Source organism: Tahibacter sp. (assembly GCF_032229445.1).
Lineage (GTDB): Bacteria > Pseudomonadota > Gammaproteobacteria > Xanthomonadales > Rhodanobacteraceae > Tahibacter.
Map to the genome: position 1 here is coordinate 1 of NZ_JAVTWC010000109.1, position 15,804 is coordinate 15,804.

8 protein-coding genes are annotated in these 15,804 nt (G+C 67.8%); 5 read left to right on the forward strand and 3 right to left on the reverse strand.

The features are described 5' to 3' along the window. Positions 1 to 268: 268 nt before the first annotated feature. The gene (locus RUU78_RS19580) at positions 269 to 1,438 is read right to left on the reverse strand and encodes a hypothetical protein (RefSeq protein WP_313919316.1); all 1,170 of its coding nucleotides are present in this window, start codon (positions 1,436 to 1,438) and stop codon (positions 269 to 271) included. Positions 1,439 to 1,523: 85 nt separating this feature from the next. Between RUU78_RS19580 and RUU78_RS19585 the strand changes: the two genes are divergently transcribed. From RUU78_RS19585 to RUU78_RS19605, 5 genes are all read left to right on the forward strand, one after another. Then, complete coding sequence (locus RUU78_RS19585) at positions 1,524 to 2,441, forward strand: hypothetical protein (protein WP_313919318.1); 918 nt, start codon at positions 1,524 to 1,526, stop codon at positions 2,439 to 2,441. 159 nt (positions 2,442 to 2,600) lie between these two features. Further along, positions 2,601 to 6,143 (forward strand): indolepyruvate ferredoxin oxidoreductase family protein, encoded by a 3,543-nt coding sequence (locus RUU78_RS19590; protein ID WP_313919319.1) that lies wholly within the window; start codon positions 2,601 to 2,603, stop codon positions 6,141 to 6,143. Positions 6,144 to 6,291: 148 nt separating this feature from the next. Next, complete coding sequence (locus RUU78_RS19595) at positions 6,292 to 9,633, forward strand: DEAD/DEAH box helicase (RefSeq protein WP_313919321.1); 3,342 nt, start codon at positions 6,292 to 6,294, stop codon at positions 9,631 to 9,633. 150 nt (positions 9,634 to 9,783) lie between these two features. Next, complete coding sequence (locus RUU78_RS19600) at positions 9,784 to 10,572, forward strand: DUF3667 domain-containing protein (protein ID WP_313919323.1); 789 nt, start codon at positions 9,784 to 9,786, stop codon at positions 10,570 to 10,572. A 28-nt stretch (positions 10,573 to 10,600) separates the two neighbouring features. Next, positions 10,601 to 12,466 carry a TPM domain-containing protein gene (locus tag RUU78_RS19605; protein ID WP_313919325.1) on the forward strand — a complete coding sequence of 622 codons (1,866 nt, stop codon included), beginning with the start codon at positions 10,601 to 10,603 and terminating at the stop codon, positions 12,464 to 12,466. A 456-nt stretch (positions 12,467 to 12,922) separates the two neighbouring features. On the opposite strand, the gene RUU78_RS19610 is transcribed toward RUU78_RS19605, so the two are convergent. Together RUU78_RS19610 and RUU78_RS19615 are read right to left on the reverse strand one after the other, a co-directional pair. Next, on the reverse strand, positions 12,923 to 14,968 hold the full coding sequence (locus RUU78_RS19610) for a hypothetical protein (RefSeq protein ID WP_313919326.1): 2,046 nt from the start codon (positions 14,966 to 14,968) through the stop codon (positions 12,923 to 12,925). Positions 14,969 to 15,191: 223 nt separating this feature from the next. Beyond that, complete coding sequence (locus tag RUU78_RS19615) at positions 15,192 to 15,803, reverse strand: DUF938 domain-containing protein (protein WP_313919327.1); 612 nt, start codon at positions 15,801 to 15,803, stop codon at positions 15,192 to 15,194. Position 15,804 lies beyond the last annotated feature (1 nt).

A 15,804-nucleotide genomic window follows, 5' to 3' on the forward strand; every position in this document is an offset into this window, starting at 1 on the left:
AAACGCCTGCTTCGCAGGCCTTTGGCCGCCCCCTTGACTCAAGGGGGCTCCAGAAACAAATGCAAATATCGACTTGTTCAGCGGCTCCCTTACGTCCGATCGCGCACTTCCACATCAGCGCGATCGCGAGCGCCATGGCAGATCCTTGTTGTGCAGACACACACCGTACTGCCCGCGCACCCGGGAAACCTCTGAACCGGTTGATATTTGCTTTTCACTCCGCAGCAAGACCGGCAGTGCCAGGACCTGTTCGGAAGTTCCTCGAGATTCAGTGCGCCACCGGCGCTGCGTCGGTGATCGCCAGTTCCGCGCCGGCGGCATCGAAGACGATGCGGCCGAGCCGCTGCAGCTGTGGCGAGGCGCCGAAACGCGCCGCAAGTTGCGCGACACCATCGCCGAGCGCGGCCTGGTCCAGCGGCCAGGCGTGCGCGAGCACGCGCGCGGCGCCGTGCGCCGCCACTTGCGCCACCGTGATCACGACGACGCCAAGCCCGCGTGCTTCATGCGCATACAGCGACGCCGCCGGCAAGGCCGGGTCGACGTCGGCGAGCAGCTGAACCGGCAGCGATGCATCGTTGGCATTGGCGTCGAAACGCAGCGCAACCTGATGCGCAGCGAACAGGCCGGCGTACTGGCGCAGTTCAAACAGCCAGCCGGCATAGCCGATCGTACGTTCCGCCGCATCGTCGCCGCGGCCGAATTCCGCGACCCAGTCGGCGTAGGCGGGCAGGGCGCAATGCACCTGGCCTTCGCGGAACGCGAGCTTGCGCCCACGCGAGGTCAGCGCCTCGCCGTCGCGCTGCGGATACAGCAGGGCAAATTCGAGCATCTGCCACAAAGCAGAAAATCCCGCATGTTCCAATTGTGAGCACGTTAGCGCGCACAGATCGTGGCGAGTGAGGTAGCGCGCATGCTCCAGGCGCAGGCCTAGCGCACGCATGAGGAAGTCCGCGGTCTGCGTGCCGGCCTCGCCCTTGGCCATGAAGACGCTTTCCATGCGCGCGCCGAGGTCGGTGGCCAGGGCCTCGTCGGCGCAGAAGGTCCAGGGCAGCAACAGCAGCGCGCCGGGGACTGACTGCACTTCCGGCTGCAGGCGTTCGCCGGGCATGACGCCGCCATGGCTGCCGAACGCGACGATGCGGCCGCCACCGCCGCCCTGCAGTGCACGGCTGTGCTGCGCAAGTTCCGCGAGTTCGGCCAACACGGGCCAGCCGGGTCGCAGCAACTGGGCGTGATCGTAGAGGGCGCCCAGAACGAGCAGGTCGGCCTGCTCGGCACCGGGCTGATGCTTCGCCGGTGGCAGCAACCGCGCGAGATCGTCGGCGATCAGCCGGGCGAGCGCGTCGGCCTGGTCACGGCTCAGCGTATAGGCCGACGGCGCGGTGCCAGCGGAAAGTTCCAGCGCCAGCACACCGGGGCTATGCAGGATTTCGGACATGGGAGGGGACGCAGACCAGGCGCGAACGGTGCGCGCGGGGCTGGCGAGTGTAGCATTCGGCTTTCGCCCTCCTTCCGTGCCGCCCGTGATTGCCAAGCTCCGCTCCCAGTTGCCCGATGCCTGGCAGTTCTTTCTCGCGCCGGCACTGGCGGCGGTGCTGCCCTGGAAGCTCGCCTACCGCTGGCTGCGCTGGCTGAGCCGCCATTCGCGCAGCGCCTTCGACGAGCCGGCCCGGGCCGCCGCGGCATCGGCGCCGAACTACCTGCCGATCGCCGACGCGACGGAATTCGCCGCGAACGTGCGCCTCAATTGCCTGTGGGACACGGCCGATCTCTATCTGTCGCTGCTGCGCCGGCGCCGCGGCCGCCTGCCCTGGCATGTGCATCAGGTCGGCGCCTGGCCGCGCGATTCGCACTTCATCGCCGCGGGCTTCCACCATGGCCACGGCCATTGGGTGTTCAAGACGCTGGCCCAGGCCGGCTTCGACGCAAGTCTCGTCTCCGCGCGCTGGGATCGCGCCGACTATCCGGGACTGCCGCTGCGCTACTGGTACGGGCGACTGCGCGGCGGTGATGTGGAACGCCTCAGCGGCCGGCCCGTCGTATTCCGCCCGGGCGCCAAGGCCAAGCTGGCGCGCTCGCTGGACGAAGGCGCCGCCGTGGTCAGCGTGCTCGACATGCCACCTCGCATGGCCCCACGGGGACAGAAGCCGGTGCGCCTGCTCGACCAGGACGCCTGCTTTCCCGACGGCACGCTGGGTCTGGCGGTCGCTGCCGGCGTGCCCGTCGTGCCGTACTGGATGGAATTCGATCTCGATACTGGCGTACGCCGCTTCGTCATCGGGGAGCCGCTGGACCCGTCCGATCCGGCGACGCTGCAGACGCTCGCCGACATCCTCGACCGCGCGATCCGGCTGACCCCGAGCGCCTGGTTCTTCTGGCCGGAATGGCCGCGCTGGATCATCGACACGCCCGACGCAACCCGCCAGCCTGCGCCGGACTGATCCGGATCCGGACACCGGCGCCCCGCACCGGAGGATCCGTCCGACGCCGCCTCGCCCGGGCGGCCACGTGGCCAGTTGTCCGGACCTGGCCTCGTCGTGGCACCATGCCCCGACCGTTAAACTCCGCGGTTCCCTCAGCGCGCCACCGGATCCCTGCCCATGTCCGTGCCAGCCATACAGCCAGCCGTAGAGATCGATCGCGACTACAGCCTGGAGCACAAATACACACGTAGCGAAGGCCGCATCTATCTTTCCGGCGTGCAGGCTCTGGTGCGCCTGCCGCTGATGCAGCAGATGCGCGACCGCGCCGCGGGCCTCAACACCGCCGGTTTCATCTCGGGCTACCGCGGCTCGCCGCTCGGCGGCTTCGACCTGGAACTGTGGAAGGCGAAGAAGCACCTCAAGTCCTCCAGCATCGAGTTCACGCCAGGCCTCAACGAGGACCTCGGCGCGACCATGGTGTGGGGCTCACAGCAGACCAACCTGTTTCCGGGCGCCAAGTACGACGGCGTGTTCGCGATGTGGTACGGCAAGGGTCCCGGTGTGGACCGCTGCGGCGACGTGTTCAAGCACGGCAACGCCGCCGGCACCTCCCGGTACGGCGGCGTGCTCGCGCTGGCCGCCGACGACCACGCCTGCCGCTCGTCCACATTGCCGCATGGTTCCGAACTGGAATTCGTGTCGGCGATGATGCCGGTGCTCAATCCCGCCGGCGTGCAGGACATCCTCGACATGGGCATGCTCGGCTGGGCCATGTCGCGCTTCACCGGACGCTGGGTCGGCTTCAAGACCATCGCCGAGACGGTCGAGTCCTCGGCCTCGGTCAACGTCAATCCGCACCAGCTCGACATCGTCATTCCCGAAGACTTCGTCCTGCCCACCGGCGGCCTGAGCATCCGCTGGCCGGATCCGCCGCTCGACCAGGAAATGCGCCTGCACCAGTACGCCGTGCAGGCCGCCGTCGCGTTCGCGCGCGCCAACCGCATCGACCGCACCGTGATCGATTCGCCCAAGGCGCGTCTGGGCATCGTCACGACGGGCAAGAGCTACCTCGACGTGCTGCAGGCGCTGGAATACCTCGGCATCGGCGAGCGCGAAGCGGCCGACATCGGCCTGCGCGTCTACAAGGTCGGCATGACCTGGCCGCTGGAACCCGTCGGGATCCGCGAATTCGCGCGCGGTCTCGAAGACATCATCGTGGTCGAGGAAAAACGCTCCTTCATCGAATCGCAGATGAAGGAACACATGTACAACTGGGACCACCACACGCGTCCGAGCATCGTCGGCAAGTACGACGAGGAAGACAACTGGATCCTGCCGTCGACGAACGAACTGACGCCGGCGCGCATCGCTCGCGTCATCGCCAAGCGGCTCGCGCGCTTCTTCACCTCCGAAACCATCGAGAACCGCCTCGCCTTCCTTGCTGCCAAGGAGAAGGAACTCGCCCAGCCGCGCGCCAGCTTCCCACGCGCCGCGCACTACTGTTCGGGCTGCCCGCACAACACCTCGACCGTGGTACCGGAAGGTTCGCGCGGCCTCGGCGGCATCGGCTGCCATTACATGGTCACGTGGATGGACCGCCGCACCGAGACCTTCACGCAGATGGGCGGCGAAGGCACTACGTGGTGCGGCCAGGCGCCGTTCACCGAGACCAAGCACGTCTTCCAGAACCTCGGCGACGGCACGTATTTCCATTCCGGCTCGCTCGCGATCCGCCAGTCGATCGCGGCCAAGGTCAACATCACTTACAAGATCCTCTTCAACGACGCGGTCGCGATGACCGGCGGCCAGCCCGTCGACGGCACGCTGACCGTGCCCGACATCGCCCACCAGGTCCGCGCCGAAGGCGTGAAGACCATCGTCGTGCTGTCCGACGACATCGCCAAGTGGACGCGACCGGAGATCTTTCCCGAGGGCGTGGAATTCCTCGACCGCAGTGAACTCGACGCGGTGCAGAAGCGCCTGCGCGAAACGCCCGGCGTCACCATCATCATCTACGACCAGACCTGCGCCACCGAGAAGCGCCGGCGGCGCAAGCGCGGCAAGATGGAAGACCCGAAAAAGCGTGTCTTCATCAACACCCAGGTCTGCGAAGGCTGCGGCGACTGCGGCAAGAAATCGTTCTGCGTATCGGTGCTGCCAAAGGAAACCGAATTCGGCCGCAAGCGCGAGATCGACCAGTCCAACTGCAACAAGGACTATTCCTGCGTCAAGGGCTTCTGCCCGAGCTTCGTCACCGTGCACGGCGGCGGCCTGAAAAAGCGCAAGAGTGTGGGCAAGGTCGATTTCGACGCGCTGCCGCATCCGGTGTTCGCGACCGATCTGGCGCAGCCCTGGAACATTCTCGTCACCGGCATCGGCGGCACCGGTGTCGTCACGATCGGCGCGCTGGTCGGCATGGCCGCGCATCTGGAAGGCAAGGGCGCGACCGTGCTCGACCAGACCGGCCTGGCCCAGAAGGGCGGCGCAGTCACCTGCCATCTGCGCGTCGCGCGCGATCCGTCCGGCATCCACGCCGTACGCATCGCCGCGGGCGAAGCCGACCTCGTGCTCGGCTGCGACATGGTCGTGGTCAACGACTACTGGGCGCTGTCGAAGATCCGTGCCGGTCGCACGCATGCGGTGCTGAACACCTACGAAGCGATGCCGGGCACGTTCACGACACGGCCCGACATGCAGTTTCCGTCCGCGCAGATCGTCGACGCAGTGCAGATCGCGCTCGGCGACGAAGCGCCGGAACTCGTCGACGCGACCGCCCTCGCCACGACGCTGCTCGGCGACTCGATCATGGGCAACCTGTTCATGCTCGGCTATGCCTGGCAGAAGGGCTGGGTGCCGCTTAGCCTCGACGCGCTGATCCGTGCGATCGAACTCAACGGCGCGGCGATCGAGCAGAACCGCGCCGCGTTCAACTGGGGTCGCATGGCCGCGCACGACATCGCGACCGTGCTCGCCGCCACCGGCAAGAACACCCAGCCGGCCATGCCCGACGCGCTCGCACTCGGCGGCGACAGCCTGCTCGACGACCGCAGGATCTCCCCCGACCTCGACACCGTGATTGCGCGCCGCGTCGCGTTCCTGACCGAATACCAGAATGCGGCGTATGCGCAAAAGTATCGCAACCTGGTCGACCAGGTGCGCGCAGCGGAAGCGGCCCGCGCCGCCGGCGCGAGCACGCTCAGCGAAACCGTCGCGCGTTACGCGTTCAAGCTCATGGCCTACAAGGACGAGTACGAAGTCGCGCGCCTGTACACGCAGCCGCAGTTCCTGCAGCAGATCCGCGACACCTTCGACGGCGACTACAAACTGCACTTCCACCTGGCACCGCCGCTGCTCGCGCGCCGCGACAGCGAAGGCCATCTCGTCAAGCGCGAATACGGCGCCTGGATGCTGACCGCATTCAAACTGCTGGCCAAGTTCAAGGGCCTGCGCGGCGGCGCGCTCGACGTGTTCGGCAAGACTGCCGAACGGCGCATGGAACGCCAGTGGATTGCCGACTACTTCACCACCGTCGAGGAGCTGCTGCGCACGCTGGACGCGGACAACCGCAGCCTCGCCGTCGAAATCGCGAGCGTGCCCGAACACATCCGCGGCTACGGCCACGTCAAGGAAGAGCACGAAGCCAAGGCCAAGGCACGCTGGAACGAACTGCTCTCGACCTGGCGTAATCCCAAGGCATTGCCGGTCAAGCTGGTGGCGTGAGTCCCTTCGCACCTATGGCCTGATCCGCACGGCGCTCATGACGCGCCGTGCGGATCGCGCGCACCGCCTTCGATTCTCGGCATAATCGGCGTTTATCTGTCGCAGCGACCGCGCCCGTCGCGGTTGCTGCGAAAGTGCCGGGAGGCCCATGGATCGGTCGCGGTTCATCCAACTGCTAACGGATTTCGACTTCGACAGCGTGTTCAGCCTGCGCGTGCTGGAACGTGGTTCGGACTACGTCGACAGCGGTCGCGTGCTGGAGAAGAAGTACACCACCGAGGGCGCGGCCGGCCTGCTGATCGGACTGGTGCAGGGCAATTCCACCGAACCCTATCGCTGCGGATTCCGCATGCTGCCGCGCGGCCGGCGACTCTTTGTCGATACGTTCTGCAGCTGCCCGGTCGGCAGCGACTGCAAGCACGTTGCCGCGCTCGTGCTCGAATCCCTGGGCGAAGACTGGATGGCCGACGACGAGTCGCATCCGTTCGCATTGATGCCGCCGCCGTCGCCGGCGCAGATCAAGCCGGACCTGCGGCCCTGGGAACAGTGGCTGTCCAGTCTCAACCTGCCGGCCGCGCCCAGTGGCGCGAGCGAAAACCGCGTGCTCGGATTCCTGTTCGAGACCGCGACCGGTTCGCCGGCCGGGTTGTGCGCACAGGCCATGTGGTTCCGCCACGGCAAGCGCGGCGGACTCGTATCGCCGCGACCGGTGCAGCCGGTGCCGGGACGCGGCGATCCCTGGGTCGGCCTGTCGCCCGATGAGTTCCAACGCATCGCGGAGCTGCGCATGGCGCAGGCCGAATACCTGCGCAACGGCAGCTGGCAGCGGCTCGCCTCGCCGCGGCACGAAGCCTGGCTCAACGATGTGCTTGCGCATACGCCCTGCTATTTCGGCAAGCCTGGCAGCGCCGCGCTCAAGCGTGGCGCACAGCGCGGCGTGGAATGGGCCTGGCAGGCGCAGGCCGACGGCACCCAGCTGATGTCAGCCATCGTGGTCGGCGCTGCGCCGGCCACGCAGCTGCTGCGCATCGCCGGGCTGTGGTACTGGGATCCGGCCAGCAACGAGATCGGTCCGGTCGACGGCGACGTGGCCATGGCCGAACGCCTGCTGCGCGCGCCGTCAGTGCAGCCCGAGCAGGCGCCACTGCTGCGCGAACGCTGGAAGAACACCGAATCGCTCGCCGACGTGCCGATGCCGGCCGATCATGGCCAGATCGAGGTGGTGCAGGCCGCGCCGATGCCGGTGCTGCGCCTGGGCACGCTCAAGGCGCGTCAGCATGGACGCAGCGGCAGCGCGCGCTATACCGCCGGCTGCCTGTTCCTGAGCTTCGACTACGCCGGACAGCGCGTGGACTACGCCGCGACGGCGCAGCGCGAGCGCCGTTTCGTCAACGGCCGCGTGATCGACATCCATCGCGACCGCAGCGCCGAGATCGCCGCGTACGAGCGCCTGGACCGGCACAAGCTGGTCGAGGCCGACGACGTCGCCTACGCCCATGACATCGAGCCCTACGGACCGGGCAGCGCGTTCGTGCTCGAACGCGGCCGCAACGAACTCGCGCCGCCGGATCATCTGCTCGCGCTCGCGATGCGTCTGCAGGCCGACGGCTTTCAGCTCGAGTTCGACGCCGGCTCGCCGGTGGAAATCCTGCCGGCGCCGGAAGCCTGGCATGCGGACGTCAGTGACAGCGGCAACGCCTGGTTCGACCTGTCGCTCGGCATCGATATCGCCGGCGAGCGCGTCGACCTGCTGCCGATCCTGCAGCGCGCGCTGACCGATCCCTCGTTTCCGCTGACGGCGCCGGCCAAAGAACCTGCCGATGCGATCTGGCTCGCGCCGGTGGATCCGCGCCGCCGCGTGCCGCTGCCGGTGGCGCGCGTGCGGGCGCTGATCGCGCCGCTGCTGGAATGGCTGGAACAGGGCAACGCACGCGAAAGCCTGCAGCTGCGCCGCGCCCAGGCCGGCGTCGTGGAAGAACTCTCGCATGGCGTCGCGGCGCTGCCCTGGCGCGGCGCGAGCCGGCTCAAGGACATGCTCGTGCAGCTGCGCGCCGAGCGGCCGCCGGTCCGTGAACCCGAAGGCTTCGGCGCGACCCTGCGGCCGTACCAGCGCGACGGCCTGGCCTGGCTCGAATTCCTCGGCCAGTCCGGTCTCGGCGGCATCCTCGCCGACGACATGGGCCTGGGCAAGACGGTGCAGGTACTCGCCCACCTCGAAGCCATGCGCCAGCGCGGCGAGCTGGACCGACCGGCCCTGGTCGTCGCGCCGACCAGCCTGGTCTGGAACTGGCGCGCCGAGGCGCAGCGCTTTGCACCGAAACTGCGCGTGCTGATCCTGCACGGCTCGGCACGCGACGCGAATTTCGCCGCGATGCCCGACCACCACCTGATCATCACGACCTATCCGCTGCTCGCGCGCGATCGCGACGTCCTCGTGCAGCAGCCGTTCTCGCTGCTGATCCTCGACGAGGCCCAGGCGATCAAGAACGCGCGCACCCAGGCCGCGAAAGTCGTGCGCGAACTCGACGCGCGGCGCCGCCTCGCCATGACCGGCACGCCGCTCGAAAATCATCTCGGCGAGCTCTGGGCGCAGTTCGACGCGGTCGAACCCGGCCTGCTCGGCGACGAGCGCGGCTTCGTGCGCCACTACCGCACGCCGATAGAAAAGCACGCCGACCCGGACCGTCAGGCCAAGCTGCACAAGCGCATCGCGCCGCTGATGCTGCGCCGGCGCAAGGAAGACGTACTGCTCGACCTGCCGCCCAAGACCGTGATCGAACGCGGCGTGGAACTGGTCGGCAAGCAGCGCGAACTCTATGAATCGCTGCGCCTGGCCCAGCACGAGCGCGTGCGCGAGGCGATCCGCGAGCGCGGTCTGGCCCAGTCCGGCATCGTCGTGCTCGACGCGCTGCTCAAGCTGCGCCAGGTGTGCTGCGATCCGCGCCTGGTCAAGCTCGAACGCGCGCGCAAGGCGCCGGAGTCGGCCAAGCTCGATCTGCTGCTGGACCTGCTGCGCGAGCTCGTCGCCGAAGGCCGTCGCGTACTCGTGTTCTCCCAGTTTGCCGAGATGCTGGAACTGATCGAGCGCTCCCTCGACGCGGAATCGATCAGCTACCAGACCCTGACCGGGCAGACCCGCAACCGCGCCGAACTCGTCGAGAACTTCCAGGCCGGCAACGTGCCCGTGTTCCTGATCAGCCTCAAGGCCGGCGGCGTGGGGCTCAACCTGACCATGGCCGACACGGTCATCCACTACGACCCTTGGTGGAACCCGGCGGTCGAAGCCCAGGCCACCGATCGCGCCCACCGCATCGGCCAGGACAAGCGCGTGTTCGTCTACAAGCTGATCTGCACCGGCACGGTCGAGGAAAAGATCCAGGACATGCAGCAGCGCAAGGCGGACCTCGCCCAGGCCGTGCTCGAAGGCGGCACGACCCAGGCGCTGCGCTTTGACGAAAGCGACCTGGCGGAGTTGTTCGGGATCGAGTGATGCGGGCCGCCCCGTGCGGCGCGCATTTTCCGATGAGCCCCGGCACCGGGCCGGGCTTCTGCCGGCAGGAAATCGACGATCCGCGACGGGGCGGAGGAAACGCGGTCGTTCTGCGTACAGCGCAACAACGCCCTCCTGCCGATCCTGCCCGTGAACACGACCGCCGAACCCGTGCTGCCCTCCGCCGGCTATTTCACGATCGCGGTCTGCCGCAACTGCGCGGCCCCGCTGCACGGGCCGCATTGCAGCCAGTGCGGGCAGAAGAAAGCCGCGCGCATCGGCACGGCGTCGCTGCGTAGGGAGATCTGGGAAAAGCTGCGCGTGTTCGAACTCGACCACCTGCAGTCTGCGCTGCGGCTGCTCGCCGGCCCGGGCTGCGTCGCGCGCGAGTACGTGCTCGGCGTGCGCAAGCGCCATACCCACCCGCTCAAGCTGCTGCTGCTCGCCATCGCCGTGCTTCTCGTCGTGCTGGCGCAGACGCGCTATCTGCATTCTTCCAATGTGCAGGTTTCCAAGGTCATGGAAACCGTGCGCAAGTACGCTGAGTGGTCGTTCTCGCTCGGCCTCGCCGCGATCTGGCTCGCCTCGCTCGCCGGATTCCATCGCAGCCGGGGCTACAACGCGACCGAGCACCTCGTGCTGGCGCTGTACGCCCACTTCCTCATCATCCTGGCCAACATCGCCAACCAGCTGCCGCTGCTGCTCCTGCGCTCGCCGGCCTGGCTCGCAGGGCACAAGCAATGGTCGGGCTGGTACATGGACGCAGTGGAACTGGGCATCGTGCAGCTCGCACTGTCGCAGTTCTTCCTGGTCGACCTGCGCCGGCACTGGTGGCGCCTGGCGCTCGCCGGCATCACGTTCGTTGTAGCAAAAACGCTACTTCTCTATTTATATGCATTGGCGCTGGTCAAGCTGGTACTGGCCCGCGCCGCGTCCTGAACCACCACGAACCTCCCGGGGAACCGTCATGTCCTGCGCCCGACCGCTGCACCGCAACCTTCTCTGCGCCGCCCTGATCCTGGCCCTGGCCGGATGCGGCGACGCCGCCGACTCGCGCAGCGCCGGCGACGGGCGCAACATCGCCGCCGCCCGCATCGCGCCACCGCCGGCACCACTGAGTGCGGCCAACGAGCGAGCGCTCGTCGACGAGATCGCCCAGTCGCTGCAAGCCTGCTCCTACGATGGATCGCCGCTGGCGCTGTCGAAGTCGGCGCTGGACTTCAGCGCGCGCGGCGCAGGCGCGCAGGTCGTCGCGGAAATCATGAAATACACCGGCCTGCCGCAGAATTTCGACGTCATCGAAGGCCAGGTGCCGAATGCAGCCGCGATCATCGTGCTCGGCCCCGACCAGCTGCCGCGGCGCGTGATCGCCTACAACCGCGCCTTCATGGACCAGGTGCGCCAGGCCACGCGCAACAACGACTGGGCACCGGTCAGCATCATGGCGCACGAGATCGGCCATCACCTGTCGGGCCACACCATCACGCCGGGCGGCAGCCAGCCGCCGACCGAACTCGAAGCCGACAAGTTCAGCGGCTTCGTGCTGTACAAGATGGGCTCTTCACTGAGCGACGCCAAGAAGGCGCTGGAAACGCTCGTGCCCGAGCAGGACGGCCGCACGCATCCGGGCCGGCGCAAGCGCGTCGCGGCAATCCAGGACGGCTGGGCGCAGGCCTGCGCGCAGCAGTCCGCCGATTGCGGCAGCGGTGCGGCAACCGCGACGGCAGCCACGAAGCCGGCCGTTGCGGCGACTACCGCGCCGCTCACGGCGACGCGTGTGCCCGATACAGGCGACAGCATCGCGGCGAACGTCGGCATGGATTCGCCAGCGGTGTCGGCGGATCCGTCCACAGGCAACCGCGTCGATACTGCCACGCGAGCGGGTACCGATCGGATCGCGCTCACGCGCGCGCCGGAAACACCGGCCACCACGGGCGGTGCAGAACGCGCCGACGTATTGCCGAAGCCCGACGCCAACGCGGTCGCCAGCAAGTTCGACCGCTTCGTCTACGACGAGACCGGCCTGCTCGATCCGGCCGCACGCCGCGCCTTCGAGGCGAAGATGTTCGACCACGCCAACAAGCACCATGTGGAAATCGTGAGCCTGCTTGTGGAGGATCTGCACGGGCTCAGCGCCGACGAATACGCCTACGCGATGCTGCGCCAGCTGCGTGTCGGCAAGCTCGACGTCGGCAACGGCGCGGTACTCGTCGCCGCGCCGGGCGAGGGACAGGTCGGCGTCGCCATGGGCCCGGGCGTGCAGCGCCAGATGAAATCGTATGTGGAGCTGGAGAAGCGCCGCCTGACGACGTTCGTCGACAGTGGCTATCCCAGTTGCCAACGCAACGGCGCGTGCAATGCGGCCTGGACCGAACGCTTCTTCGCCGCCGCCGATCACATCGCCGACGACACGGATTTCCAACCCTGGGTGATCCGCTACCAGAGCCTGGCCGAACTCGCCGCGGCGGACGCCGCCGACCGGGCCGAGCGCGAGTCGCAGAACCGGCGCTACGATCCAAAGACCGATCCGGTGCGCGGCCAGATCCTGCGCCTGCAGGGCAGCCTCGCCGCGCTCGACGCACGCCAGGGTGAACTCGCGCGCCATGTGCTCGACCACGCCGGCATTGACGACGCGGACCTGCGCACACTGCAGGTCACCGCCGACGGCCGCAACGTGCTGCTCGAGGTCGATCCGCATGCGGAAAAGCTGATGCCGACCAAGCTCATCGCCGGCGCACGCTACGATTTCGTCGTGCGCGTCCGCGACGCCACATTCCACAATCCGAAGGATCCGATCCGCGTCGAGCTGCTGAGCTATTCGACGCTTGATTGAGAGGCCGCACAAAAAACGGGTGAGCGGCATGCGACTGAAGATAGTCCACGCCCGGTTTTCTCGGCGGCGGTTCACGGCAACGATGCCATGGCGTCGCCGCGAAGCGCCACCCGAAACGGTCGATCGCAGGGCCGCGAGCAGCGCGGTCTTGCGCACCGTCCAGGGCAACGGCAACGCGTGCAGCGCGGGCACGAACGCGAAGAACACAGCAACGTGGGCGAGTCGAAGACCGAAGCCTTCCACCGAAAAGCGATCCCACCAAGCAGGCCGGTGCGGTTTAGCGCCAGGAGCACGACGGCCGCTCGTACGCGGACTGCGGTCGCGGCTCCCGCGCAGGCAACGGGCGATCGTGCATCAAAAGGAAAACGGGATCGGATTCTTACCGTGTGCCGCGCCTCTCACTCCGGCCTGCAAGCGTCACGACCCTGACCCGTCCTGATCGCGCCCGCCATGGACTCACTCCAGGCCGAAGCCATCGGCAAAAAGCAGGTCCGGTGATGCGCGGCGCAGCCACAGGCCCGATCGCGTGCCGACCACGCTGACCGATTGTCCGGCGATGCATTGGCTGTCGACAGCATTCGCGCGATTGATGCCGCTGAGCCGCGCTGGCGGTTCCGGCGTCAGCTCAGGCGTCGTACCGCGCAACACGCGCAGGTCGTACGTGGTGTAGCGCTCACGGTCGCAGGCATCGATCCATCCGTTCAACCCGCTGTAGTAAACGGGATTCACGACCGTGGTCCAGTTCACGCCGCCGTCGCTGCTCACGCGCAGGCTGGGGATCTGGTTGGGTACCGGGACGCCGGTGGAGACGAGGTGCAGGTCGTCGTTCGGATCGACGGCCAGCGTGCGCGAGTAGCCTCCGAAGCCGCCGAGTTCGGTGAACGTGGCACCGCAGTCGGTGGTCACGGCATAGCTGCTGGAACGCAGCAGGTAGACCCGGCTCGGCGCACGGCGCGCGGATTCCAGGCGCGGCGACAGCGTCGTCGTCACGCTGCTCCAGCTCGCGCCGCCGTCGAGCGAGCGGTAGATCGTGTCGCCGATCTGGGCCATCAGGTGCGTGTCGTTGTTCGCGCACCAGACCACGTCGCGCCAGCCCCGGCCGTCGGGCTGCGGACCGATCGATGTGGCAACCGGCTGCCAGGTGAGGCCGGCATCGCGCGAGCGGTATAAGCCGCCTTGCGCCGCGGCAACGAGATGGTCGGGATCCACGGGCGAGCGCGTAAGCGAGCGGACGTCCTGCGGCACCTGGCCGCCAACGTCGTTCCAGCTGATGCCGCCGTCGTCGCTGCGCTGCAGCGACTGCAGGTCGCGAGCCGCCAGCAACCGCTGCGCGTTGCGCGGATCGACCGCTACCGCGTTGATCGCGGCATCGCGCATACCGCCGGCGCGTACGTTCCAGGTCGCGCCGGCGTCGTTCGAATGCTGCACGCCAGTGGACGGATCGGTCAGCCACAGCTGATCGGCGCCGTCGCGCAGCAGGCCGCCGAAGGCCACGTCGCTGTTGGGACGCTTGGCGCCGTGACGGATGCCGCCGCGCACCTGCCACTGTGTCGCGCCGGGCGCGAGCGCCCAGACTTCTTCGCGCAGGCAGTAGTCGCATGCGGCATAGCCGCCCAGGCTTTGCGCGAGCACCGTGCCCGGGTTCGCCGGATCATCGCGCATACCGCTCAGCAGACCTGGGACGTCGGGAAAGTGCGTGACGGCGCCGGTGACGAGATTCACGGTGCCGGAGCGGCCGGGCAGGCCCCAGGTCGTCGCGTCAGCCCAGAACAGCTGCTGCGCGTCCGACGCGCGCGGAAACAGCTGCAGGATATCGAGGGACGACATGCGCAGCGTCGCCACCGGGCTGCTCCAGGAGGTTACGTTGTCGGGGCTCAGATACAGTTTTGCGTCGATGCCGTCAGGTACGTAGTCGTACTTCAGACCGACGAAATGCTGTCCCGACAGCGCAGCACCGAGCTGCACGCCGGGATCATCGATGTCGCGGCTGGTCGGCGTCCAGTGCGCACCGCCGTCGAACGACAGGGCCATGGCATTCGCGTTCGCCGCCGCATCGCGATACCAGATCAGCAGCGTGCTGGTCGCGACTGGATGGGCAATCGGCAGCGCGAGTGTCTCGCCCGGCAGCGCCAGCGCCTGCCAGTTCGCACCGCCGTCGCGGGTCTCGAGCACGCGGTTGATGAATTCCATATAGAACTGGGGCGAGCCGCCCGTCGGAACCAGTTCATCGAATTGCACATACCAATGCTGTGCATCGGCCGGGTCGACGAGGATGCCGCGGATGTAGCTCCAGCGCGGCAGCGACGCCAGCCGCGACCAGCTCCCGCCATCGTCGGTGGAAACCTGCAATCCCTGCAGTGTACCGAGCAGCAGCTGGTTGCCGGCCCTCGCGACGACGGTGCCGTTGGCGCCTTCGAGGCCGCGATATGACCATATCGAGGCGTAGGTCGCGGTGCCGAGCGCGCACAGGGTCAGGCCGAACAAGGTACGGAGGAAGCGCATGCGGGAGTCCTGACAGCAAAGTTGAATGCGGGAGCCGCACGGACGCGCGGCCGGCGGCAATCGTCGCTCACGCAACCGCTGCGTGCCTATGACGCCCTGCGAAAGCGCATCCCCCAACCGGGGCCGTGCAGAGTCGGATCACGTCCCTGCGCGCAACGATGCGCGGCGGCGCCGGTACACCCCGGGGACGGCCAGTGCCAGCGACGGGGTACGGTGTGCGGGATCAGCCAACGCGCCCGCGACGCCATAGGCGACAGCGATTGTTCGCCGGCAGCGCGTGATCGGCAACAATGTCGAAGCCATGCAATGTGGCCAGCGCATCGACCTCGGCCGCATCGCGGATGCCGCGATGCGGCACGGCGGCGCGCAGCGACCGGTCGAACGCGGCGTTGCTCGCGCTGGTAAATTGTCCGTCGATGTTGAACGGCCCGTAGATCGCGAGCGTGGCGCCTGGCCGCAGCACCTGCGCGATGCCGGCGAACATCTGACGCACTTCGGACCAGCTCATGATGTGCAGCGTGTTCGCGCTGAACACGGCGTCGAAGGACTGCGCCGGCGGCCATACTCCGGTGGCGACGTCGAGTTGCAGCGGCGGCGGCGTGTTCGGCAGCGCCGCTTCGGCGAGCCATGCGCGGATGCCTGCCAGGTTCTCCGCACGATCGGAACACTGCCAGCGCAGTGCCGGCAGCGCCGCGGCGAAATGCACTGCGTGCTGGCCGGTACCGCTGCCGATCTCCAGCACGTCACGGCAACCGGCGAAGGCTTCGCGCAGAACAACGAGGATCGGGTCGCGATTGCGTTCGCTGGCGGCGGAATAGGGCTTATCGAGGTTCATG